Below are 23,372 nucleotides of genomic sequence, written 5' to 3' on the forward strand. Positions count from 1 at the left end.
GGCTGGTACGGGCGGCATGGCGGATTCAGGAGGCAGTGCTGAAAAAGCGATGGGTCACCCAGCCCCTGCCCTCAGGGAGGATCCCCAAAGAATGTCGTTGCAGCTTTCACCCCAGAGGGTCCAACGCCCAGTGGCATGCTCAGCGAAGGAATACTGGAGCCGATACCGAGCATGGCAAGCGCATTCAGCAGGGGGTGGTGGATCACGGCTAAGCTGGGTGAACCATGAATCTTCTTGAACAGCTCGCCACCTTGAATCCGCAAACATCCACCGATGACGACGTCCTGGACGCATTTTTGGAGTGGACACTTGAGCGGGGACTCGAGTTGTATCCGGCACAGGAGGAAGCTGCTCTCGAACTCGTCAGCGGCAACAACGTGATCCTGTCGACCCCCACGGGCTCGGGCAAGTCCATGGTGGCCATCGCCGCGCACTTCAACGCCATGGCCCGCGGTGCCGCCAGCTACTATACGGCCCCCATCAAGGCGCTCGTGTCGGAGAAATTCTTTGCGTTGTGCGAAATCTTCGGGGCAGAAAACGTCGGCATGATCACCGGCGATTCCTCCGTCAACCAAGACGCCCCCATCATCTGCTGCACCGCGGAGATCCTGGCGAACATCGCCCTGCGCGAAGGGGAGGACGCCGACGTCGGCGTTGTCATCATGGACGAGTTCCACTACTACTCGGACCCGCAGCGCGGCTGGGCCTGGCAGCTGCCGCTGCTGGAACTCCCGCAATCGCAATTCCTGCTCATGAGCGCCACCTTGGGTGATGTCAGCCGTTTCGAGAAGGAACTGACGGAACTAACCAACCGGGAAACCACCACGGTCTCATCGGGGGAACGTCCCATCCCGCTGCATTACTACTACGTGCAGACAGGTGTGCACGAGTCCCTCGAAGAGCTGCTCGCCACCAAGCAGGTCCCCGTCTACGTGGTGCACTTCAGCCAGGCCGAGGCCATTGACAGGGCACAGACCCTGATGAGCATCAACGTGTGCACGCGTGAGGAAAAGGACAAGATTGCCGAGCTGATCGCCGGCTTCCGATTCTCGGCCGGCTTCGGCAAGACACTGAATCGCCTTGTCCGCCACGGTATCGGCGTGCACCACGCAGGCATGCTGCCCAAGTACCGCCGCCTCGTTGAGCAGCTGGCCCAGGCCGGGCTGATGAAGGTCATTTGTGGCACCGACACGCTGGGCGTGGGCATCAACGTGCCCATCCGCACCGTGCTGTTGACCGCCTTGAGCAAGTACGACGGCGTCAAGACCCGGGTGTTGCAGGTGCGAGAATTCCAGCAGATTGCCGGGCGTGCCGGCCGTGCTGGCTACGACACCGCCGGGACAGTCATTGTGCAGGCCCCGGAGCACGTGGTTGAAAATGCCAAGGCCATGGCGAAGGCAGTGGCCAAGTTCGGCGACGACCAGAAGAAACTGCGCCAGGTTGTCAAGAAGAAGCCAATGACAGGCTTTGTCAGTTGGGGCGAGCCCACCTTCAAGCGGCTGGCCGAATCCGTGCCCGAGCCGCTGACCTCCAGCTTCACCATCACGCACGCCATGCTGTTGAACCTGCTCGAGCGCCCCGGGGACCCCTTCCAAGCCGCAAAGGCGCTGCTCACCGAAAACCACGAATCACCGTCAAAGCAGCGCGTCCTCATGCGCAAGGCCATCGGCATGTACCGCGAGTTACTCGGTGCCGGCGTCGTGGAGCGCATCCCAGAGGATGAGCTGGAGTCCGATGGCCGCACGGTCCGTCTCACGGTGCACTTGCAGATGAACTTTGCCTTGAACCAGCCGCTCTCCCCCTTTGCCCTGGCCGCCCTTGACCTGCTGGACATCGAGTCCCCCAGCTACGCCCTGGATGTCATTTCCGTGATCGAGTCGACCTTGGAGAAGCCGCGCCAGATCCTGGCGGCCCAGCTCAAGCGTGAGCGCACCGAAAAGGTTGCCGCCATGAAGAGTGAGGGCATCGAGTATGACGAGCGCATGGCCATCCTGGACGAGGTCACGTACCCGATGCCGCTGTCGGAGCTGCTTTTCGCCGCTTTCGAGGTGTACCGCAAGGCCTCGCCGTGGATGGGCGACTTCGAGCTCAGCCCCAAGTCGATCATCCGCGACATGTACGAGCGCGCCATGAACTTTGGCGAATATGTCCAGTACTACTCCTTAGCCCGTTCCGAGGGCATCGTGCTGCGCTATCTCACAGACGCCTACAAGGCCCTGCGCCAAACCGTCCCCCAGGACGCCTTGCGGGAAGACCTCGAGGACATCATTTCCTGGCTGGGCGAGCTTGTCCGCCAGGTCGACTCCAGCCTGCTCGACGAGTGGGAAAAGATGACAAGCGGCGAGCCCGGCGACACGCTTGAGGAGACGGCGCTGCCACCGGCCCCGCCGAACCTCACGGACAACGCACGCGCCTTCAGGGTCATGGTGCGCAACGAGATGTTCCGCCGCGTCGAATTGGCCGCCGATGATGACTTTGAGGCGCTTGCCGCACTCGACGGCGACCACGGCTGGGATGCCGACCGCTGGGCCGACGCCTTGGATGCGTATTGGGACGAGCACGAATTCATCGAGTCGGGCCCGGCCGCCCGCGGGCCGGCACTGCTGCACATCAGCCCCTCCGCCGACACGTGGACCGTACGCCAGACGATCGTTGACCCCGAAGGCAACCACGACTGGTTCATGTCAGCCACGGTGGACCTCGAGGCATCCAATGAGGCGGGTGCCGCCGTCGTGATTTTCAAGGAATTCAGCCGCATGTAGGGTGCACGATATGCTCTAATCATGACCTTGCTTCGCACCGCTGCGCCCGCCGATGTCCCCGCCATTCTTGGCATGATCCACGATCTGGCTGTTTACGAAAAAGAGCCCGACGCCGTCAAAAACACCGTGGAGATGCTGCACGCGAATCTCTTTGGCGAGAATCCGCAGATCTTTTCGCACGTGGTGGATTCGCCCGTGCCGGGTGAACCGATTGTTGGCTACTCTCTGTGGTTCCTGAACTACTCCACGTGGGAAGGCACCCTCGGGATCCACCTCGAGGACCTCTACGTCCGTCCCGAGACCCGCGGCGGAGGCCATGGCAAGGCACTGCTGCGTGAACTGGCGAAGATCGCCGTCGAACGCGGCTACGCCAGGGTTGAGTGGAGCGTCCTTGACTGGAACGAGCCGTCCATCAACTTCTACAAGTCAATTGGCGCCGCCCCCATGGACGGCTGGCACGTGTTCCGCCTCGACGGTGCCGAGCTGTCGAACTTTGGCACACCCGCCCGCGACGCCGCCCAGGCCCTGGCGTGACGGCGGCCGAAGCGCAGGTGGTGCGTGGACTCCGTGTCCAGGACCATTGGTTTTCCGCTCCCCTTAACCACGCCCATCCCGACGGGCCGGCCATCACGCTGTTCGCCCGTGAACTGAGCGATCCAGCGCTGTCAGGGCTGCCGTGGCTGCTGTTCCTGCAGGGCGGCCCGGGCGGCAAGGGAAACCGGCCCACAGGGCTCAACGGTTGGCTGAAGGAAGCCGCGAAGCACTTCCGCGTCCTGATGCTCGACCAGCGTGGAACAGGACTGTCAACGCCGGCCAACCGCCAGACACTGCCGCTGGCAGGCGACACGCCGGCGCAGGCTGACTACCTCTCGCACTTCCGCGCCGATGACATCGTTGCCGATGCCGAACTGATCAGAAACGCGCTCGGCTCGGAACCCTGGAGCATTTTTGGCCAGAGCTACGGCGGATTTTGCGCGCTTACCTACCTGTCTTTTGCGCCGGAGGGTGTGAAGGAAGCGCTGATCACCGGCGGCCTCGGGCCGCTCACGGGTCCCGCAGACCAGGTCTACGAAGCCAGCTTCAAGCGCTTGCGAAGCCGCAATGCGGAGTACTTTGCCAAGTACCCGGCGGACCGTTCCGTTCTCACACGGCTCATGCGTCACGTTGCCGACGTCCCCGAGCACCTCCCCACGGGCGAGCGGTTGACGGCCGAACGCCTCCAAATGCTGGGCAACTTCCTTGGCGGGAACACCCGCTTTGACGCCCTGCACTTTGTGCTCGAGGACGCGTTCATTGACACGCCCGACGGCGCCCGGCTCTCGGACTCATTCCTTGCCAACGTGTCGGCACAGGTCGGCCGGGCCGCGAATCCGCTGTATGCGCTGATGCACGAGTCCATTTATGTGCAAGGTGCTGCCAGCGACTGGGCTGCCGAGCGCGTGCTGGCTGCCAACCCCGATTTCCGCCCGGATGCGCCCGAGCCGCTGCTCACCGGAGAGGCCATCTACCCGTGGTACTTCGAGCAGGATCCGGCGCTCGTGCCTCTGCGTGAACTGGCCCATGTGCTGGCCGCCCGCACAGAAGGCTGGGGTGATCTGTACGATCCGGAGCAGCTGGCGCGAAACGCCGTGCCTGTTGCGGCCGCTGTCTACTCCCAGGACATCTACGTCGACAGGGACCTGTCCCTCGCCACGGCCGCGGCCGTCGGGGGCCTGCAGGTGTGGGAGACGGCCAGCTTCCATCACGACGGCATCGCCGACGACGGCGAAGGCATCTTCGCCAGGCTGCTGCGCATGGTCCGGGCCTGACAGATCCCCAAGCGTCAGGCCGGCCGACGGCCACGGAGCGGGGATGGATTTCAAAGGTCGCCCAGCGACCGAAGAAATCTTACTGCCCGCGAGTGGCCGCCGGCCGGCCCCGGCCGACGGGAAAACGTCAGGCGTGGCCGGCTTCGCGCATCTGGCGCAATTCCTTCTTCAGGTCCCCCACCTCATCTCGCAGGCGGGCAGCCAGCTCAAAGTGCAGCTCGGCGGCGGCACCGTGCATTTGTGCCGTCAGCTCCTCAATTAGGCTGACGAGTTCAGCCGCAGGCCGGGACGCCAGCCCGTCGGTCCGGAGGGCTTTCTTCTTGCCGGTGCCTTCACGTTTCGCCCGCGCCTCCGCCAGGAGTGCTGCGGTGTCGGCATCTTCCCGGGCCAGCTGGTCGGTGATGTCGGCAATTTTCTTGCGCAGCGGCTGCGGATCAATGCCGTGCGCCTTGTTGTAGCTGACCTGGATTTCCCGGCGCCTGTTTGTCTCGTCAATGGCAAACTGCATGGACGCCGTTATCCTGTCCGCATACATGTGCACCTCGCCCGACACGTTACGGGCGGCACGGCCGATGGTCTGGATCAAGGAGGTGGAGGAACGCAGGAAGCCTTCCTTGTCGGCGTCGAGGATGCTGACAAGGGAAACTTCGGGAAGGTCAAGGCCTTCCCGAAGCAGGTTGATGCCAACAAGCACGTCGAAGACACCCATGCGCAGTTCACGCAGCAGCTCGACACGGCGCAGCGTGTCGACGTCGGAGTGGAGGTACTGCACCTTGATGCCGTTGCCAAGCAGATAGTCGGTCAGGTCCTCGGACATGCGCTTGGTCAGCGTTGTGACAAGCACACGCTCGTTCTTGGCTGTCCGCTTGCGGATTTCCCCGAGCAGGTCGTTGATCTGGTCCTGAGAGGGCTTGACGATGATTTCCGGGTCGATGAGCCCTGTGGGGCGGATGATCTGTTGAACGTAGCCGTCGGACACGCCGAGCTCGTACTTTCCGGGGGTTGCCGACAGGTAGACTGTCTGGCCGATGCGCTCCAGGAATTCGTCCCACTTCAGCGGCCTGTTGTCCATGGCTGAGGGCAGGCGGAAGCCGTGGTCCACGAGGGTCCGCTTGCGGGACATGTCCCCTTCATACATGGCGCCGATCTGCGGCACCGTCACGTGGGACTCATCGATGACAAGCAGGAAGTCGTCCGGGAAGTAATCAATCAAGCAGTGCGGGGCGCTGCCTTGTTCACGGCCGTCGATGTGGCGTGAATAGTTTTCAATGCCGTTGCAGAAGCCCATCTGCTCCATCATTTCCAGGTCATACGTGGTGCGCATGCGCAGCCGCTGGGCCTCCAGAAGCTTGTTTTGACTTTCAAGTTCCTTGGTGCGGACAGCGAGCTCATCCTCGATCTGCTTGATGGCGCGGGCCATTCGGTCGGGTCCGGCGATGTAATGGGAGGCCGGGAAAACGTACATCTCATTTTCTTCCCTGATGATTTGACCCGTCAGGGGGTGCAGGGTGTGGATGCTCTCAATCTCATCACCGAAAAATTCGATCCGCAGGGCCTGTTCCTCGTACATGGGGATGATCTCCACCGTGTCGCCGCGGACACGGAACGTGCCGCGGTGGAAGTCAATGTCGTTGCGCGTGTATTGCATGCTGACAAACTTGCGCAGCAGGTCATCGCGGTTCATGCTCTCACCGCGACGCAGTGTGACCATGCCGGCCACGTACTCCTCGGGGGTGCCGAGGCCGTAGATGCAGGAGACGGTGGCAACAACGATGACGTCGCGGCGGGTCAGCAACGCGTTGGTCGCCGAGTGCCGAAGGCGTTCGACTTCCTCATTGACGGAGGAATCCTTCTCGATGAAGGTGTCGGATTGGGGTACATACGCTTCTGGCTGGTAGTAGTCGTAGTACGAGACGAAGTACTCGACTGCGTTGTTGGGCAGCAGTTCCCGAAACTCGTTTGCCAGTTGGGCGGCGAGGGTCTTGTTTTGCACCATCACAAGGGTTGGACGCTGCACTTGTTCGATGAGCCAGGCCGTGGTTGCCGACTTTCCCGTGCCTGTGGCGCCGAGCAGGACCACGTCCTTTTCACCGTTGTTGATGCGCTCGGTCAGCTCCTTGATGGCCGCAGGCTGGTCGCCTGCCGGCTGGAACTCACTGATGACTTCAAAAGGTGCAACAACCCGGTTGATTTCCTGCGCAAGACTCATGGGCTTAACGCTACCCCTGTTGCACCGTTTGAGTGTACGGGAGCACGATCACCCGGACACGACGATGGCCATCATCGCCCTGGTACACGTCGTGGACCTGACGAGCCAGGCCGTCGAGGCGTGCCAGAACGGTGTCCGGACCCCACAGGTTTTACTGATGGTGTTTAGGCCCGTGCCGCTCCCACGAGGACAAGGTCCGCAGGCAGGCCAGGATCCGCGGAAGCCAGCACGGGATCCAGGCCGGTGGCGTCAGGGCCAGTGGTGTCCGTGCCGGGGACAAACCCGGCTCGGGCCAGGGCGGCAACAAGTTCCACCCTGCCAGCCCCTGAACAAGGATGCAGCCGCAACCGCAACACTCCCCCGGCCGACGCATTCCCTGCCGTTCCGTCCGCCGTCGAGAGGTGCTCAATGGCGGTGGCCAACTCCCCCGCCGCGTGCCTGACACGCGCAATGATCCGCCCAGCTGCCGCGGCTGACACAGGCCCCGCGCCTCGGCGATCCGAAGACGCCCCTGCGGCAAGGTTCGCAGCAAAGGGCAGCAGCCGCCCGTGCCAGAGTGCATCGAGGGCAGCCGCCGCCTGTTCCGGGGAGCCGTCATTGGTGATGATCACATCAGCGGCGGCCGCCCGTTCTTCGTCGCTTGCCTGGGCCGCGATCCGCGCCATCGCGTCCTCCTGGCTCATGCCGCGGTCGCGCACCATCCGGTCGATGCGTGCCGCCTGCGGCGCCTGCACCACCAGGACAAGATGAAAATTTGCGCCTTGTCCCGTCTCCACGAGCAGCGGGATGTCTTGGACGACAATGGAGTCCGGCGCGGCGTTGCGCTTGAGCGTGCTCGCGGCCTCGCGCACGAGCGGATGCACAATGCTGTTCAGTGCGGCCAGCTCACCCTTGTCGGCGAACACCCGGGCGCCAAGGGCCGGCCGGTCCAAGGTGCCGTCGGGCAGAAGGATGGCGGGACCGAATTTATTCACGACGGCGGCCAGGCCAGGTGTGCCGGGGGCCACCACGTCGCGGGCCAGCTGGTCCGCGTCAATAACAACGGCGCCCAGTTCCCGGAATCTATTGGTGAGCAATGATTTGCCGGCAGCGATGCCGCCGGTCAGTCCCAAGGAAAGCATGACTCCACACTAGACTGGATTGGTGAGCCAGACACCCGAACCCCAGCGGGCCACGCCGGGACCGAACAGCTACACGACGCTGGCACCCGGCCCGGACTTCAGGAATGAAATTTCCATCAAGCGGTCCCGCTTCATCACCGTCCTGCGACGTGTCGGGGACGAAACAGAGGCCAGGGCGCTCGTGGCGGAGCTGCGCCGCGAATTTTACGATGCCCGTCACCATTGCTCGGCGTTCGTCATCGGGGCAGACCGCTCGGTGCAACGATCCAATGACGACGGAGAACCGTCCGGCACCGCGGGAATTCCCATGCTCGAGGCCCTGCTGAAGCGCGTGACCCGTTCCGCCGCAGGGGAAGCGGAGGCTGCGGCAGATCTCAGCGACGTGTGCGCCGTCGTCGTCCGCTATTTTGGCGGGATCCTGCTGGGGGCTGGCGGCCTCGTGCGTGCATACTCCGAATCTGCCAGTACTGCCCTGGATCTCGCGCCGCTGGTGCGGCGGAACCGGTTGAGGCTCTTCACCATCGCCGTGCCGCATGCCGAGGCAGGCCGGCTGGAAAATGACCTGCGCAGCGCCGGCTACGTCATGACAGGCAACCACTACGATGCCACGAACACCCTGGTGGGCCTGGCGATGGCCGACGACGCCATGGTCATTGCCGCCGCGCAGGAACGGCTGGCCTCACTGAGCGCAGGGCGCAGCACGCTGACCGAGGCCGGCACTGACTGGGTGGACTCACCTCTCACCGCGGGACGTTAAAAGCCCCGCGGCGGCTGGTTGTTGTGCGGGTGCTGCTGCTGAGGCTGAAGTTGCTGCTTGTCGAAGCGGGCACCTGCGGGGCTGCTGCGCATGGCGGACAGGATCAAGACAATCGGGAAACCCACATAAGGCACCAGGGCCAGGAACAACAGGCTGCCACTGAGGTTGGCGTCATGAAGCCGGCGCACGGTGAGGGCCAAGGCCGGAATAATGCTGGCGAGCAGGAACACCCCATAAAGCCCCGCAACCACGTTTCCCCTTATCAGGACGGACAATAGCGCACTGGCGAGGAATGTTCCGGCCATGAACACCGTTACCCACCAAAATTCGGCCTTGCCGGCCCTGCCGCTGAATGTCGAGTACTTCCTGAAGAACCGGCCCACGGACTGGCCGAACGTCGCCGCATGAAGGGGCGCCGACAAAGGCACTGGGTGCAAGGAGGGCTTGAGCGGGAGATTGACAAAGGCGGGCGGGCGCATCTGATACGTCGCGGACTGCTCCACCCGAGGAGGAGCCGGCGCGGGCTGCGGCGGAGCCTGGGCAGGGCTGAAGTAGCCGGGGAGGACCCTGGGGTCCTGTGGTTGTTCCTGATGGTTCATGGTGCGGATTCCCCCTTGAAATTGCTCTTGTCCCTGATTCTAGCGGCCGGCCCCGACATGGTGACGAACAAGTCCACGGTGCGGGCCGCCGTCGTTCTTCACGGGAGGGAAGTTTAAAGGGAACGGGTCCCCCACCCGAAGGTGGAGGACCCGTTCAGAACTGCAGTGAAACCGATTCGGAAATTAGTTTCCGGTGAGCTTCTCGCGCAGAGCGGCAAGTGCCTCGTCGGAAGCCAAGGTGCCGGCTCCGGTGTCGGTTGCAGCAGGCTCGGAGGAGTAGGAAGTCCCTGCGGACTCGCCACCCTCGGCTGCGTTGTCAGCTGCTGCATCTTCTGCGGCGTGCTCGGCAACCTGCTTCTTGTGTGCTTCCCAGCGGGTCTGGGCGTCAGCGTACTGCTGCTCCCAAACGGCGCGCTGGGACTCGTAGCCTTCAAGCCACTCGTTGGACTCGGAATCGAAGCCCTCCGGGTACTTGTAGTTGCCCTCTTCGTCGTACTCGGCAACCATGCCGTAGAGTGCGGGATCGAACTCGGTGGAGTCGACGTCGACACCTTCGTTGGCCTGCTTGAGGGACAGCGAGATGCGGCGGCGTTCCAGGTCGATGTCGATGACCTTGACGAACAGTTCGTCACCAACGGAGACAACCTGCTCGGCCAGCTCAACGTGGCGGACTGCCAGCTCGGAGATGTGGACCAGGCCTTCGATGCCGTCTTCGACGCGAACGAACGCGCCGAACGGAACCAGCTTGGTGACCTTACCCGGTACAACCTGCCCGAGGGCGTGGGTGCGGGCGAAGGTCTGCCACGGGTCTTCCTGCGTAGCCTTGAGCGAGAGCGATACACGCTCGCGGTCCAGATCCACTTCGAGAACCTCGACGGTGACTTCCTGGCCAACTTCGACAACCTCTGACGGGTGGTCGATGTGCTTCCAGGACAGCTCGGAAACGTGAACGAGGCCGTCTACGCCGCCAAGGTCCACGAATGCACCGAAGTTGACGATGGAGGAAACAACGCCGGGACGAACCTGGCCCTTTTCCAGCTTGTTCAGGAACGTGGAGCGAACCTCGGACTGGGTCTGCTCGAGCCACGCACGGCGGGACAGAACAACGTTGTTGCGGTTCTTGTCCAGCTCGATGATCTTCGCTTCGATCTGCTGACCGATGTAGGGAGCCAGGTCGCGCACACGGCGCATCTCGACCAGCGATGCGGGCAGGAAGCCGCGCAGGCCGATATCGAGGATAAGACCACCCTTGACAACTTCGATGACGGTACCGGTAACGACACCATCTTCTTCCTTGACCTTCTCGATGTCGCCCCAGGCGCGCTCGTACTGTGCGCGCTTCTTGGACAGAATCAGACGGCCTTCTTTGTCTTCCTTCGTGAGGACCAAAGCTTCAACCTGATCGCCAACGGAGACAACGTCTCCGGGATCAACGTCGTGCTTGATGGACAGCTCGCGGGAGGGGATGACGCCTTCGGTCTTGTAACCGATGTCGAGCAGAACTTCGTCGCGGTCAACCTTGACAACAATGCCTTCGACGAGGTCGCCGTCATTGAAGTACTTGATGGTTGCATCTACTGCGGCGAGGAATTCTTCAGCAGTACCAATGTCGTTGATGGCAACAACGGGAGTGGTACTAGTCTTCTCGGGGGTCGTGATGGTCATGTAGTAGGGGCTCCGATGTGGATAGTTGGTTTCGCCGAACCCCAGCAAAGTGTGAATTGTCACAACTTCACTCAACAGGGTCCGGAATTATTATGGTGCAGGGGTTCCTGCGGATGGTTCATGCCTGCAATGCGCTGATTTTTCGGGTTTTAGCCAGTCCAATTCACGCACTACATGCCCATTTAGTCTAGTTGTTTGGACCTAGGAGCGCAAAAGAACACCGTCGGCTTGCCATAATGGCGATTGTGGAGAATTCAACACTTCTGGACCTGGGTCCGACCGCATGGATCCTGCTTGCCGTCATGCTGGTGATGGCCGCCGTTGTGTGGCGCACCGCCCTTGGCCGCCCGCCTGTCCAGATGCTTGTGGCCGGGCTTCGCGCGCTGGTCCAGCTGGCCGCCGTCGCCCTTGTCATTGGCTGGCTGTCGAACCGGGGCGCGTGGGCATTTGCCTTTGTGGCGCTGATGTTTGTGGTGGGTGCGTGGACCTCCGGACGCAGGGTTGCCCCGCAGGGACGTTGGTGGATCGCCGCGGCACCCATTGCTGTTGGCGTTGCGCCCGTCGCGATCATGATGTTTGCCGCGGGGGTGCTGCCTTTCAACGCCCTGGCCATCATCGCCGTGCTGGGCCAGCAAATTGGCGGGTCCATGTCCACCGTCACCTTGGCCGGGCGGCGCATCCGGGACGAACTGGCGCTGCGCAACGGCGAGGTGGAGGCAGCGGTCGCCCTAGGGTTTACGTGGCCGGTCGCCCGCATGCTCGTGGCCAAACCTATTGCGGGCGAAGCCATCTTGCCATCGCTGGACCAGACCCGCACGGCCGGCCTTGTAACGCTGCCGGGGGCGTTTGTCGGCATGATCCTTGGCGGCGCCACTCCCCTGGATGCAGGGCTCATCCAGCTGTTGGTGCTCATTTCCCTGCTGTTGGTGAATTCCGTCACTGCATCCGCCGCACTGTGGATTGGCGCTTTGGACGGATGGTCCGTGCCAGGGGTCAAGGCTGCATGACCGCCCTTCGTTGCTCATCCGCACGTTTCCCGCTTGTTCGTTGGTGGACAACCCCGTTCAAGCCGGGAAGGTACTGTCATGCGCAAAATGTGCCGCGGCGAGTGTTACGCGAATACTGGTGTCCTCGTGACAGGCAATCCAGCCCCTGCCCGGTTGAGCGCGGCCCTGATCCTGCCGTAGAGGGCTGCCGGATCACTCAGGTCTTTCCAGTTGATCCGAACCACACTCCACCCCAGTTCCATAAGGTCCTTCTCCCGCTGCCGCTCCATGGCAAGCGCCTGGGCCGTGGGACGGTAGTCGAAATATTTTCCCCAACCGTCAAATTCAAGCACCAGGCGGTACTCGGGCCACGCGAAATCCGCCCTGTACGTGCCGTTGCGGGTGGCAATCTCGAGCTGCAGCTCCGGCATGGGCAATTTTGACGTGGCCATAAACACCCGGGTGCGCGACTCGCCTGCGGACTCACTGCGCGGATCCAGGAACTCAAGGAGGCGGGAGGCCCTGGCAGATCCGCGCTTGACGGTGCTGGACTCCAGAAGGCTCCGCAGTTGCTGAATCGTGACGCTTCCGCGCAGTGCATGGTCGCCAATCACGGTTGACTGTTCAAGGCCATAAAAGCGGGCACAGTCCACCACAGTCTGCGCAACTGTTGTCACAGGTACCTGAAGGGGCCCCATAGGTTTCAGTATGATGCTCTCCGGCGGGTATGCCTGACGGTGTCCGGTGATGAACGAACTCCGTCCCGTGGAACCGGGCGAAAACTCATGGCTAAGGTGTATCCCGGAACCGCAACCCCAGGTCCGCAAACCGTGGAGCCGGGCGGCGCTGGCGTGGGAATAGACGCCCTGGCTGTGCGAGGCCAGCACATGCCCGGCAAGAACTGCGTCTTCCCGCTCCCAGGCTCTCAAGCGTTCCCACACCGCGGACTGGATATAGGCGCCACGGTGTAGGCGAATCAGCAAACACCGCTCAACCGCAGCCGTGATCACCTTTTCGCTGATGTCTGCTGAGTAAAGCATGGCCGACGTTGCAACCCCGTGAATGCTGGTGGCCGGCCATCTGTCGGCCAGGCGTTGCTTGAGTTCTCGAGTCTCCATGGTCAATCCTGAACCGGAAACCCTTGGACAGAACCGCCACGATACGCCACTGTGCACACGCAATGGCCGGCCACCGGCTGTGGAGGAACGACCGCCGTCGTACTTCACGGCCCGGCACACCTCGCCAGCCGACAAAAACGCACCTTCCCAGCTCCTACGCGGTATCCCGACAACGCATGAGCGGGCAAGGTACGGATAAGCCGGAAAGGGCCCTTCAACTAGAAGCTTGTCAGGCAGTGCGGGGCCTCGGCGGGGGAAAACAGTGCGTCGAAGGCCGCAGCAGCCCCCGGGCGCAGTTCCCGCACTCGGCCCGCCTTCGTGAGTGTCTGCGCGGACACCCCGCCGAGGTACAGGCTGGACAGTTCAGCCACACCCATGTCCAGCAAGGGACCATCCGTGTCCTCGGACTCGGGTGCGGAGAAGTCCTCCGCAAGCCGCGTCACTGTTGCCTTGCCATGGACGACGTCGATCCGGAACCTCCCAGAGGCGTGGCCCAACGGGTCGCCGACGTGGATCGTGATGGATCCCTCGCTCCTGTAGTCGCGGGCAGCCAGGGCCGCGGGCACGTCGAGGATGCGCAGCCACAGCAGGTCCTCACTCGCGGTCCGCTTGTAGTTGCGCTTGGCTGCCATGGCCCATTCAAGAGGATCAACGAGGGGCGCCTTGTCCCACTTGATGACGTCGATGAGGTCAAGGGAACCAAGGAAGTTCCACAGCCCCAGGTAGGCTTCCCCTGTTGTGGCGAGCAGGTCCACGACCTCCACCACTGACCGGGCCGCGTCATCGACGGGTTTGTAGGTGACGTACCCGTCGACTGCCCCGGCTGCGTTGTAGTGGAGTGCGGCGCGGATATTTTTCACCGGCTCCATGGCTCCGTAGTTGCCCTGGCCAGATGCGGCAAGCCTGTACATGTCCTGCCGGCCGATTGAGCCATAGGTGGCTTCGTGCACCTGGGCGAAGATTTCATTGTGCAGGTCCCGCACCACGATGGCGTCGGCGACCTCGACCGTGCCGTGCGCTGCGGCCGCAGGGTTGTGGAAGGTGATCCCGCCCTTGACGGTGATCTCCACCTCGCTCTCATGTGTGGCCACGCCGAATCCGAACCGCCCGTAGATGGTGGCTTCCGACGCCGTCAGGGCCGCAATGGGGATCCCCGCGGCCTTGGCCTGGGCCAGGTCGGAGCTCATCATGGCACGGAGCAGCCCACGACGGCGGTGGCTTGGCCGCACTGTCACGGCGGTGATCTGGTGGACGGGAAGCAACGTGCCCACGCCGACATTCAGGGTCTTGCGGTGGTACGCGTACGTGGCGACGGGGTATTGCGCACCCCACGCACCGGCAGGTGCCGTCCCGTGACTCAGATAGGCGCCGGTGACCATTCGGCCGTCAATTTGTTCACTCTCCACGTAACGCTTGGAGATTTCTGGCGTGGGGGCGTCCCCGTGGAATCCCATGGCTACTGCTTGGATCCACGGAGCTATCTCCGGGGACAGTTCCCCGTCCACTAGCCGTGAGGGGAAGGTCTTCAACTCGTAGGGAAAGGATCCGGATTGTTGCGAAGATTTCACTGGCATTCCTTAATCGTCGATACGAACCAAAGCGGAAAAGCGTTGCGCCCCACGCCCGACAAGTGTTGGGCCGGCAAGTGGGGACTAGTGCCCGGCGTCGTTCCAGCTGGTGCCGGCGCCGACCTGGACCTCGAGCGGGACCAACAGGTCTGCTGCGGCGCCCATTTGGGCCACGACCAGGGCCTCGACGGCGTCTCGCTCCCCCGGCCACACTTCAAGGACAAGCTCGTCATGGACCTGCAGCAACATGCGGGACTTCAGCCCCTGGGCCGCAAGTTCGGCGGCAACACCGAGCATGGCGTGCTTGATGATGTCGGCGGCGGATCCCTGGATGGGCGAGTTCAGGGCAACACGTTCTGCCAGTTCGCGCAGCTGGCGGTCTGTGCTCGCCAAGTCAGGCAGGTAGCGGCGGCGGCCCTCGATGGTTGAGGTGTAGCCGTCGACGCGGGCCTGTTCAACCACGCCGCGCAGGTAATCGCGGACCCCGCCAAATCGATCGAAGTAGTCCTTCACGAGGGTGCGCGCCTCATCGACCGAGATTTCAAGCTGCTTGGACAGGCCGAAGCTTGTCAGCCCGTAGGCGAGGCCGTAGGACATGGCCTTGACCTTGGAGCGCATGGCGGAGGTGACTTCCTCCGGTGCAACACCAAAGACGTGGGAGCCCACGTAGCGGTGCAGATCCTCGCCCTCGGCATAGGCCTGGATCAGGCCTTCATCGCCCGAGAGGTGCGCCATGATGCGCATCTCGATCTGCGAGTAGTCGGCTGCCAGGAGGCATTCGTAGCCCTCGCTGACGACGAAGATGTCGCGGACGCGGCGGCCTTCCTCGCTGCGGATAGGGATGTTCTGCAGGTTGGGGTTGTTCGAGGACAGGCGCCCGGTGGCTGCCACGTTCTGCGCGTAGGTGGTGTGGATGCGCCCGTCGGTGTCGACCGACTTCTTCAGGGTCTCCACCATCTGCTTGAGCTTTGAGGCTTCGCGGTGTGCCATGAGCTGGGCCAGGAATTCGTGGCCGGTCTTCTCCAGCAGCGCCTTCAGGGACGCGGCATCCGTGGTGTACCCGGTCTTGATCTTCTTGGTCTTGGGCAGTCCCAATTCCTCGAAGAGCACTTCCTGGAGCTGCTTGGGCGAGCCAAGGTTGACCTCGTGCCCTATGGCGGCGAATGCTGCAGCCTGGGCGGCGTCCATCATGGCGGTGAAATCCGACAGGAGCGTCGCCAGTCGCTCGGATGAGATGTCAATGCCCGTGAGCTCCATCTTCGCCAGTACGCCGGCCAACGGCAGTTCCAGTTCCGTGAGCAGGTGCGCGGCGCCGCGTTCGGCGAGCATGGGTTCGAAGAAGTCACTGAGCAGCAGGGCGACGTAGCCGTGCTGGACGGCGTCGGCGTATCCGGATTCTCCGTCGAGGCCCAGGTCCAGCTGACCGTTCGATTCCTTGCCGGCCGCGGCGAACGTGACCTTCAGGTGGACCTGGCTCAGGTCGGGAAGGTCGTAGCTGCGGCGGTCGGGCTGGATCAGGTAGCCAGAGATGGAGGTGTCATCGACAACCCCGCCCAGCGTCAGCCCGCGCGGGGAGAGCGCCTTGAGCGCCTCCTTGTAGTCGTGCACAACCTTGGGCGCCTCCGAGGCGAGCCAGCCGCCCAGGGCGGCGTCGAGCCCGGCGTCGGCTGTGCCAAGGTCGACGACGACGGCGGACTCCGCGCGCACCAGCGCCACAGCCGTTGCTTCGCGCAGGAGGCCCAACTGCTGGGACATGACGTCGACGGCTGTCTTGGCGGCAGAGTCGCCAAGCCATGCTTCCAGCGCGGCGGCCTCGGTGATGACCTGGTGAGCCGGCACCTCATGGCCGGCGCCGTCGTCGACCTTTTCCTCCTCGCCGAAGAGGTCAAAGAGACGTTTGCGCAGAGTGTTGAACTGGAGCGCGTCGAAGAGTTCTTCAACGGCCTCGCGGTCAGGGGCCTGCAGGACGGTGTCCTCGATGGCCACGGGAAGTTCCATGTCGCGCAGCAGGTGGTTCAGGTGCCGGTTGCGCTTGACGTCATCGACATGGGCGCGCAGGGCATCGCCCACCTTGCCGCCGATCGCGTCGATGTTCTCGAAAATGCCCTCGAGGCCGCCGTAGAGGTTGATCCACTTCGCGGCCGTCTTCGGTCCGACGCCGGGCACGCCGGGCAGGTTGTCGGCCGTTTCACCGACGAGCGCGGCAAGGTCCGAATACCGGTTCGGGGGCACGAAGTACTTGGCCTCCACCGCGGCGGCGTCCATGGGCGGAATGTCGGAGATGCCCTTCTTGGGGTACAGCACCGAGACGTTGTCGGTGATGAGCTGGAAGGCGTCGCGATCACCGGACACCACCAGCACCTCCCAGCCGGCGGCCTCGCCCTGGGCAGCGAGCGTGGCAATGATGTCGTCGGCCTCGAAGCCGTCAACGGAAATGGTGGGAATCTGCATGGCTTCCATGACCTTGATGATCAAATCGATCTGCCCGTAGAACTCCTCGGGCGTTTTGTTGCGCCCGCCCTTGTACTCGGTGTATTCCAGCGAGCGGAACGTCGGCGTGTCAAGGTCGAAGGCCACAACGACGTGGGTGGGCTTCTGCTGGCGGATCATCGTCAATAGCATCGAGGTGAAGCCGTGGACGGCATTCGTATGCTGGCCGGTGTCGGTGGCGAAGTTTTCAGGCGGCAGTGCATAAAAAGCACGGAAAGCCATCGAGTGGCCGTCAATAACCAAAAGGCGCGGGGTCTGTCCTTCGGGGACCCCTGAACCGGGGGTGGAAGTTGCAGTGGACTGGGAAGCCGTTTTGGCAGATTCACTCACAAGTGCCAGCCTAGTCATCATGAGCGATAATTTCACACCGAATCCGCACCTGAATCAACTGGTGGCTGCAGGCATCCCGCCCGAAATTCACAACATGCTGTCCACGCACGGGGTGGGGCCGCTCGTGGAGAAGATGGGCATCGTGTTCACCACGATGACCACTGAATCCATGATTGCCACCATGCCCGTAGCGGGAAACACCCAGGTGGCCGGCCTTCTCCACGGCGGAGCGCACGTGGTCCTGGCCGAAACACTGGGGTCCTTCGCTGCCGCATTCCATGCCGGGCCCGGCAAGAAGGTGGTGGGTATTGAGATCAATGCCACACACCACCGGGGCGCCGCCAGCGGCCTCGTCACGGGTACGTGCACACCCATCCACCTGGGCCGTACCCTGACCACGCACGAGGTGCTCATGACCGACGACGCCGGCCGCCGCCTCTCCACCTGCCGCATCACGAACATGATCCTCTCCAACTGATCGCCGCACCTTCTTCGTTAACGTTCGACGCCGGGCACCCACGTTTCCGTTTTATGCGGAAGGCGGGTGCCCGGCGTCGTACGTTGAAAAGAACTACACGTCAACACCGAAGAGGTGCATGGCGAACTTGTAGAACGGCGGCACGATCAGCACGATGCCTGACGCAACGGCCAGGATGCTGAAGCCGTAGCAAACGATGGAGCCGAATTTTGCGACGCCCGGTGAGCTCGCATCGGGGTCGTCGCTGACGGCACCCAGGCGAACGCCAAGCGAGTACATCGTGACGACAAAACCGGCACCGATCAAGGTGACGAGGGCGACAACGACGAATCCGAACCAGTCAATCATTTCTTTCCCTTCTTGGCGCCAGCCTTGGCTTTGGGGCCCTTCGCGTCCGCGGCAGCCTTGGTCATGGCCCTAAGGACCGCCGTATCCGCACGGTCAAGGGCGGTCTGCGCTGCTGCACGCGCGGTATCGGTTTCAGCGGCACGCTTGGCTGCCTTTTCGGCCACCTTCTGGGCGAGGCGCGCTTTGGCAGCGAGCTTGTCACGTTCCTTCTTGCTGGGAATGTGCATGGCCTCGCCCACGGCGTCAACATCGCTGATGGCGTTGTTGTGGTCGACCGAATCCCGCTGGGACATGTAGAACATGAACAGGATGGCACCAAGGCCCAGGATGGCAACGACGGTGATGCCGACCACGCCGGTGCGGATCAGCAGTGCTGCCAGGCCACCAACAATGGCGGCTGCGGGCAGTGTGAACAGCCAGCCGAGACTGATCTTGCCGATGGCGCCCCAGCGGACTGTCGATCCCTTGCGGCCAAGGCCGGAACCAATGACGGAGCCCGAGGCAACGTGTGTGGTGGACAGGGCAAAGCCCAGGTGGCTTGAGGCAAGGATGGCCGCTGCGGTGCTTGTTTCCGCGGCGAAACCCTGGGCCGGCTTCACGTCGGTGAGTCCCGAACCTAGGGTGCGGATGATGCGCCAGCCACCGGCGTAGGTGCCGCCTGCAATCGCGATGGCGCATGCGGTGATGACCCAGATGTGTGGACCCGTTCCAGCGGTCTGCAAGCCGGAGGCCACCAGGACCAAGGTGATCACACCCATGGTCTTCTGGGCATCGTTCGTGCCGTGGGCCAGCGCTACCAGTGAGGAGCTGAAGACCTGGCCGCGACGGAAACCACCGCGCTTTTGGGTCAGCTTGTCGCCGGAGTCAGGATCTGAACGGCGGGTGATGCCGTAGGCCAACTTGGTACACAGGTACGCCACAAGGCCCGCAATGGCCGGTGCCAGGATGGCTGGCAGGAGAACCTTGGAAACAACCACCGCGAAATTCACTGCCCCGAAGGACCAGGTGCCAACAATGGCGGCGCCGATCAACCCGCCAAAAAGCGCATGGGAAGAACTTGACGGCAGGCCCAAAAGCCACGTCAACAGGTTCCACAGAACAGCGCCCATCAACCCGGCAAAGATCATCTCCGGGGTGATGGCGATGCCATGGGGCCCGCTTTCGTTGATGATGCCACCGGAGATGGTCTTGGCCACCTCGGTGGACAGAAACGCGCCCACCAGGTTCAAAACGGCGGCAAGGGCCACTGCTGTCTTGGGCTTGATGGCACCTGTGGCAATGGGGGTTGCCATGGCATTGGCTGTGTCGTGAAAGCCATTCGTAAAGTCAAAAAAGAGGGCCAGTGCTATGACAAGCACGACCATGAAGGTGAGATCCACCCGCGATCCAATCTAAAGGGGTCAAAAGCGAGACTGCGAAAAGTCCGGTTGAACACGTGCGCGGGCGCACTGGTCGAAAGGCAACAGTATCGATACTACGACTATTTAACATCCAATGTTTGCCCCTTCGACACCTTTTAGCCACCCTATGCCGACCCGAAGGTGAACGGAAGGCAAACAGCGGGTGAACAAAAACCGAAACGCCCGCCCTGGGCCGCGCGGCTGCGCCGTTGCGGGGGCACAGCTAGCATGGAAGGAACGAGAGAGTTTTCACATATCCCAGGCGACGTGAAGGGAAAATGACGCCATGAGCAACGTTGAAACCGACCCTCAGGAACTGCTTTGTTCCGGCGCCACGAACGGTGCGCCGGGCGGCGTCGAGGTCCTCACGCCACGGATTGTCCCTCTGGGCGGCCCCCGCGCCATGTCGGTGCGCCGCACGCTGCCCCAACGCAACCGTTCGCTGATCGGGGCGTGGTGCTTCCTGGACCACTACGGGCCCGATGACGTGCGCACCACGGCGGGCATGGCCGTGCCGCCCCATCCGCACACGGGGCTGCAAACCATCAGCTGGCTGTTCGCGGGTGAAATCAACCATGCCGACAGTGCTGGAAATCACGCCACCGTCCGCCCGGGACAACTCAATTTAATGACCGCGGGGCGGGGAATCAGCCATTCTGAATACTCCGCGCCCGGCACCACCATCCTGCACGGCGTCCAGCTCTGGGTTGCCCTGCCCGACTCCGCCCGCTTCACCGAACCGGCCTTCGAGCACTACAGCCCCGTCCCGGTCCACCGTCCGGGGGCCGCCGTGAGCGTGTTTCTGGGAACTGTTGCCGGGCAGCAATCCCCCGTCGTGACGTTCACGCCGCTGGTGGGTGCCGAGATCAGTCTCGACGCCGGGGCATCCCTCACGCTGGAGGTCGACGCCGGCTTTGAGCACGGCGTCCTTGTCGATGCGGGCAACCCCTCGGTTGACGGGACGCCGGTGGAGCCTGGCGAACTGGCCTACCTCGGCACCGGACGGAGCTCCGTGGAGCTTCGGGCGGGCGACGCCCCTGTGCGGCTGCTGTTCATAGGGGGTGCGCCTTTGAAAGAGTCAATTCTCATGTGGTGGAACTTTGTGGGCCGCAGCCACGAGGAGATTGTGGCGTTCCGCGCGGCATGGCAGGGCGCCATTGGGCGTGAACCGGAGCCTGTCCCCGACGGGGTGACATCCTTCAGCCTCCCCGACGGGCAAAGCGATGCGCCGCTGCCGGCGCCGCGGCTGCCCAGCGTAGAGCTTCGCCCCAGGGCCAATCCCCCGGGCTGAGAACCGGGGTCAGGCGTCGTTACAGATAGTGTGGCAGGTCAGCCCTTGCGCAGGTTTTCCCTGACCCGCGGGGCCACCTCGGTTGCGTAGAGTTCAATGCTCTTCATCATTGACTCGTGCGGCAGGGTGCCGTGACTGAACTTCAGGTCGAAGCGTGACAAGCCAAGGGCCTTGGCCACGGTGGTGATCTTGGTGGCCACGGTTTCGGGTGAACCAACCATGAGCGCACCTCTTGGTCCTGCCGTGACGTCGAATTCTTCGCGGCTCAGGGCCGGCCAGCCCCTGTCGCGGCCGATGCGGTTGTGCATGGCTGCGTAGTGTGGCCACAGCTCATCCTTCGCCTGCTGGTCGGTTTCTGCAAGGTGGCCCGGCGAGTGGACGCCGATGGGCAGTTCAGGCTGGCCAAATTCCTTCAGCGCGCGGTGATAGAGCTCGGCGAACGGTGCAAACTGCAGCGGCTCCCCGCCAATGATGGCCAGCATCAGCGGCATGCCGTAGTGCGCTGCCCTGACAACGGACTGCGGGCTGCCACCCACGGCAACCCAAGACGAAAGGTTTCCGGAGGCGGTGTGCGGGTAGACCATCTGATCGGTCAGCGGCGGGCGGGTGTTGCCGCTCCAGGTGACGGGCCCCTCCTTGCGCAGCTCGCTGAACAGCTCGAGCTTTTCCTCGAAGAGTTCCTCGTAGTTGGCCAGGTCGAAGCCGAAGAGCGGGAAGGACTCGGTGAAGGAGCCCCGGCCAAGAATGACCTCGGCGCGGCCGTTGGAAACGGCGTCGAGCGTTGAAAAGCGCTGGAAGACGCGGATGGGGTCATCAGAGCTGAGCACCGTCACGGCCGATCCGAGACGGATGCGTCCGGTCTGCCCGGCGATGGCCGCCAGGACCATGTCGGGTGCCGATATGGCGAAGTCGTCGCGGTGGTGTTCGCCGACGCCGAAGTAGTCCAGTCCAAGCTTGTCGGCCAGAATGGCCTGTTCGACGACGTCGCGAATCACCTGCGCGGCGGGCTTGGGGGCGCCGTCAGCACCCAGGGTAATGTCGCCAAAGGTGTCAAGGCCCAGCTCTATGTTCTCAATTGCCACGGGAGTTCCATCCACTTCTCATGAATATGCGTTTGCATCTAGTTGGGGAACTTCAGATTGGGCTGAACTATTCCCGGCCGGCGGACGCCATTGCCAGCTCCGCCTTGCGACGGTAGACGGCAAGGAACGAGGAGATTCGACGGATGGCCTCTTCGATGTCGCTGACCGACGGCAGGATCACAAAACGGAAGTGGTCGGGGGTGGGCCAATGGAACGCCGTGCCGTGCGAGACAAGGATCTTCTGGTCCTGCAACAGGTCGATGACGAACTTCTCATCCGACTCGATCGGATACAGGGTTCGGTCCAGCTTCACGAACAGGTACATGGCTCCCGCCGCGGGCACACAGGAAACGCCGGGAATGGCGTTCAGCAGCTCGGCGGCGCGGTCGCGCTGCTCACGCAGCCTGCCGCCGGGCTTGGTCAGGTCGTCGATGCTTTGGTAGCCGCCAAGGGATGTCTGGATGGCGTGCTGTGCCGGCACGTTCGAGCACAAGCGCAGCGAGGCGATGAGCTCCAAGGCTTCCTTGAAGCCGGCCATGACCGCACGGGGACCCGACAAGGCAACCCAGCCCGCGCGGTAGCCGGGCATCCTGTACGCCTTGGAGAGGCCGCTGAAGGTCAGGATGCACACGTCCTGGGCCAGCGTGGCCATGTGGATGTGGGTGCGCCCGTCGTAGAGGATCTTCTCGTAGATCTCATCCGAAAAGATGACGAGGTCGTGCTTGCGGGCCAGGTCCACGAACTGCTCGAGGATCTCCCGCGGGTAGACGGCGCCCGTGGGGTTGTTGGGGTTGATAAGCACAATGGCACGGGTTTTCGACGTGATCTTCGCTTCGACGTCGGCCATGTCCGGCCACCAATGGTTGTCTTCCTCGCACAGGTAGTGGACGGGCACGCCGCCTGTCAGGGTAACGGACGCGGTCCAGAGCGGGTAGTCGGGCGCGGGGATGAGAACCTCGTCGCCGTTTTCAAGGAAGGCCTGCAAAGTCATGGAGATGAGTTCGCTGACGCCGTTGCCAATGAAGATATCGTCCACGCCGATCTTCATCAGACCCTTGGTCTGGTAGTACTGCGATATGGCGGTGCGTGCGGAGAAGATGCCTTTGGAGTCGCTGTAGCCCTGCGCTCCGCGAAGGTGGTGGATCACATCCACGACGATCGACTCCGGCGCCTCAAGCCCAAACGGCGCGGTGTCACCCAAGTTCATGCGCAAAATCCGGTGCCCTTCGGCCTCCATTTTTTGTGCGGCGTGGAGAATCGGTCCGCGAAGTTCGTACCGTACGTTGGCTAGTTTGCTTGAGTGCTGCATGGGGCGCATGCATTCCATTTTCACACAACGGCAGAGGCGGAACGCCGAATT

The 23,372-nt window shown here is 63.0% G+C and carries 18 protein-coding genes; 7 read left to right on the top strand and 11 right to left on the bottom strand.

Annotation, left to right across the window (positions count from 1 at the left end; genetic code table 11):
* The first annotated feature begins 224 nt into the window (after window positions 1-224).
* From AAGW05_RS09510 to AAGW05_RS09520, 3 genes are read left to right on the top strand one after another with little or no spacing between them, the layout of a single operon-like run.
* On the top strand, window positions 225-2,762 hold the full coding sequence (locus AAGW05_RS09510) for a DEAD/DEAH box helicase (protein ID WP_411804267.1): 2,538 nt from the start codon (window positions 225-227) through the stop codon (window positions 2,760-2,762).
* A gap of 21 nt (window positions 2,763-2,783) precedes the next feature.
* Window positions 2,784-3,296: an N-acetyltransferase family protein gene (locus AAGW05_RS09515; protein WP_411804268.1), complete on the top strand. Its 513-nt coding sequence runs from the start codon at window positions 2,784-2,786 to the stop codon at window positions 3,294-3,296.
* Window positions 3,293-4,570: an alpha/beta fold hydrolase gene (locus AAGW05_RS09520; protein WP_411804269.1), complete on the top strand. Its 1,278-nt coding sequence runs from the start codon at window positions 3,293-3,295 to the stop codon at window positions 4,568-4,570. Before AAGW05_RS09515 ends, AAGW05_RS09520 begins: the two co-directional genes overlap by 4 nt.
* A 127-nt stretch (window positions 4,571-4,697) precedes the next feature.
* On the opposite strand, the gene uvrB is transcribed toward AAGW05_RS09520, so the two are convergent.
* On the bottom strand, window positions 4,698-6,779 hold the full coding sequence (uvrB, locus tag AAGW05_RS09525; RefSeq protein WP_411804270.1) for an excinuclease ABC subunit UvrB: 2,082 nt from the start codon (window positions 6,777-6,779) through the stop codon (window positions 4,698-4,700).
* 164 nt (window positions 6,780-6,943) lie between these two features.
* Window positions 6,944-7,900, bottom strand: coding sequence for a dephospho-CoA kinase (gene coaE / locus AAGW05_RS09530; RefSeq protein ID WP_411804271.1), 957 nt, complete (start codon window positions 7,898-7,900; stop codon window positions 6,944-6,946).
* Between the two features lie 22 nt (window positions 7,901-7,922).
* On the opposite strand from coaE, the gene AAGW05_RS09535 reads away from it, so the two are divergent.
* A complete protein-coding gene (locus AAGW05_RS09535; RefSeq protein WP_411804272.1) occupies window positions 7,923-8,657 on the top strand; it encodes an IMPACT family protein in 735 nt (244 codons plus the stop codon).
* Here AAGW05_RS09535 and AAGW05_RS09540 read toward each other — a convergent pair.
* Entirely contained in the window at window positions 8,654-9,256 is a 603-nt protein-coding gene (locus tag AAGW05_RS09540) for a DUF805 domain-containing protein (protein ID WP_411804273.1), read from the bottom strand. The genes AAGW05_RS09535 and AAGW05_RS09540 overlap by 4 nt on opposite strands.
* 183 nt (window positions 9,257-9,439) lie before the next feature.
* Window positions 9,440-10,921, bottom strand: a complete 1,482-nt coding sequence (gene rpsA / locus AAGW05_RS09545; RefSeq protein ID WP_411804321.1) for a 30S ribosomal protein S1 — start codon at window positions 10,919-10,921, stop codon at window positions 9,440-9,442.
* Between the two features lie 245 nt (window positions 10,922-11,166).
* On the opposite strand from rpsA, the gene AAGW05_RS09550 reads away from it, so the two are divergent.
* Window positions 11,167-11,928, top strand: coding sequence for an ABC transporter permease (locus tag AAGW05_RS09550; RefSeq protein ID WP_411804274.1), 762 nt, complete (start codon window positions 11,167-11,169; stop codon window positions 11,926-11,928).
* A 104-nt stretch (window positions 11,929-12,032) separates the two neighbouring features.
* Here the strand turns inward: AAGW05_RS09550 and AAGW05_RS09555 are convergent, their stop codons facing one another.
* The 3 genes from AAGW05_RS09555 to polA form a co-directional block, all read right to left on the bottom strand.
* Window positions 12,033-13,025 carry a hypothetical protein gene (locus tag AAGW05_RS09555; RefSeq protein WP_411804275.1) on the bottom strand — a complete coding sequence of 331 codons (993 nt, stop codon included), beginning with the start codon at window positions 13,023-13,025 and terminating at the stop codon, window positions 12,033-12,035.
* 218 nt (window positions 13,026-13,243) lie between these two features.
* A complete protein-coding gene (locus AAGW05_RS09560; protein ID WP_411804276.1) occupies window positions 13,244-14,593 on the bottom strand; it encodes a GNAT family N-acetyltransferase in 1,350 nt (449 codons plus the stop codon).
* Window positions 14,594-14,677: 84 nt separating this feature from the next.
* The gene (gene polA / locus AAGW05_RS09565) at window positions 14,678-17,305 is read right to left on the bottom strand and encodes a DNA polymerase I (RefSeq protein ID WP_411804322.1); all 2,628 of its coding nucleotides are present in this window, start codon (window positions 17,303-17,305) and stop codon (window positions 14,678-14,680) included.
* A 127-nt stretch (window positions 17,306-17,432) separates the two neighbouring features.
* On the opposite strand from polA, the gene AAGW05_RS09570 reads away from it, so the two are divergent.
* On the top strand, window positions 17,433-17,891 hold the full coding sequence (locus AAGW05_RS09570) for a hotdog fold thioesterase (RefSeq protein ID WP_411804277.1): 459 nt from the start codon (window positions 17,433-17,435) through the stop codon (window positions 17,889-17,891).
* Between the two features lie 93 nt (window positions 17,892-17,984).
* Here the strand turns inward: AAGW05_RS09570 and AAGW05_RS09575 are convergent, their stop codons facing one another.
* Both AAGW05_RS09575 and AAGW05_RS09580 read right to left on the bottom strand, forming a co-directional pair.
* Window positions 17,985-18,239 (bottom strand): hypothetical protein, encoded by a 255-nt coding sequence (locus tag AAGW05_RS09575; RefSeq protein WP_411804278.1) that lies wholly within the window; start codon window positions 18,237-18,239, stop codon window positions 17,985-17,987.
* Window positions 18,236-19,618: an anion permease gene (locus AAGW05_RS09580; protein ID WP_411804279.1), complete on the bottom strand. Its 1,383-nt coding sequence runs from the start codon at window positions 19,616-19,618 to the stop codon at window positions 18,236-18,238. The genes AAGW05_RS09575 and AAGW05_RS09580 overlap by 4 nt, the downstream gene beginning before the upstream one ends.
* A 307-nt stretch (window positions 19,619-19,925) precedes the next feature.
* Between AAGW05_RS09580 and AAGW05_RS09585 the strand changes: the two genes are divergently transcribed.
* Window positions 19,926-20,930, top strand: coding sequence for a pirin family protein (locus AAGW05_RS09585; protein ID WP_411804280.1), 1,005 nt, complete (start codon window positions 19,926-19,928; stop codon window positions 20,928-20,930).
* Between the two features lie 38 nt (window positions 20,931-20,968).
* Here the strand turns inward: AAGW05_RS09585 and AAGW05_RS09590 are convergent, their stop codons facing one another.
* Window positions 20,969-22,012, bottom strand: a complete 1,044-nt coding sequence (locus tag AAGW05_RS09590; RefSeq protein ID WP_411804281.1) for an LLM class flavin-dependent oxidoreductase — start codon at window positions 22,010-22,012, stop codon at window positions 20,969-20,971.
* Between the two features lie 67 nt (window positions 22,013-22,079).
* Window positions 22,080-23,330 (bottom strand): pyridoxal phosphate-dependent aminotransferase, encoded by a 1,251-nt coding sequence (locus AAGW05_RS09595; protein WP_411804282.1) that lies wholly within the window; start codon window positions 23,328-23,330, stop codon window positions 22,080-22,082.
* Window positions 23,331-23,372: the final 42 nt, after the last annotated feature.

The sequence above is a fragment of the Arthrobacter sp. LAPM80 genome, from assembly GCF_046736435.1.
Taxonomy (GTDB): domain Bacteria; phylum Actinomycetota; class Actinomycetes; order Actinomycetales; family Micrococcaceae; genus Specibacter.

What these genes read in the sequence shown, in the direction of transcription:
- AAGW05_RS09510 (WP_411804267.1), top strand. Translation starts at nt 225, where the DNA reads ATGAATCTTCTTGAACAGCTCGCCACCTTGAATCCGCAAACATCCACC.
- AAGW05_RS09515 (WP_411804268.1), top strand. Translation starts at nt 2,784, where the DNA reads ATGACCTTGCTTCGCACCGCTGCGCCCGCCGATGTCCCCGCCATTCTT.
- uvrB (WP_411804270.1), bottom strand. Translation starts at nt 6,779, where the DNA reads ATGAGTCTTGCGCAGGAAATCAACCGGGTTGTTGCACCTTTTGAAGTC.
- coaE (WP_411804271.1), bottom strand. Translation starts at nt 7,900, where the DNA reads ATGCTTTCCTTGGGACTGACCGGCGGCATCGCTGCCGGCAAATCATTG.
- AAGW05_RS09540 (WP_411804273.1), bottom strand. Translation starts at nt 9,256, where the DNA reads ATGAACCATCAGGAACAACCACAGGACCCCAGGGTCCTCCCCGGCTAC.
- rpsA (WP_411804321.1), bottom strand. Translation starts at nt 10,921, where the DNA reads ATGACCATCACGACCCCCGAGAAGACTAGTACCACTCCCGTTGTTGCC.
- AAGW05_RS09555 (WP_411804275.1), bottom strand. Translation starts at nt 13,025, where the DNA reads ATGGAGACTCGAGAACTCAAGCAACGCCTGGCCGACAGATGGCCGGCC.
- polA (WP_411804322.1), bottom strand. Translation starts at nt 17,305, where the DNA reads ATGGCTTTCCGTGCTTTTTATGCACTGCCGCCTGAAAACTTCGCCACC.
- AAGW05_RS09570 (WP_411804277.1), top strand. Translation starts at nt 17,433, where the DNA reads ATGAGCGATAATTTCACACCGAATCCGCACCTGAATCAACTGGTGGCT.
- AAGW05_RS09575 (WP_411804278.1), bottom strand. Translation starts at nt 18,239, where the DNA reads ATGATTGACTGGTTCGGATTCGTCGTTGTCGCCCTCGTCACCTTGATC.
- AAGW05_RS09585 (WP_411804280.1), top strand. Translation starts at nt 19,926, where the DNA reads ATGAGCAACGTTGAAACCGACCCTCAGGAACTGCTTTGTTCCGGCGCC.
- AAGW05_RS09595 (WP_411804282.1), bottom strand. Translation starts at nt 23,330, where the DNA reads ATGCGCCCCATGCAGCACTCAAGCAAACTAGCCAACGTACGGTACGAA.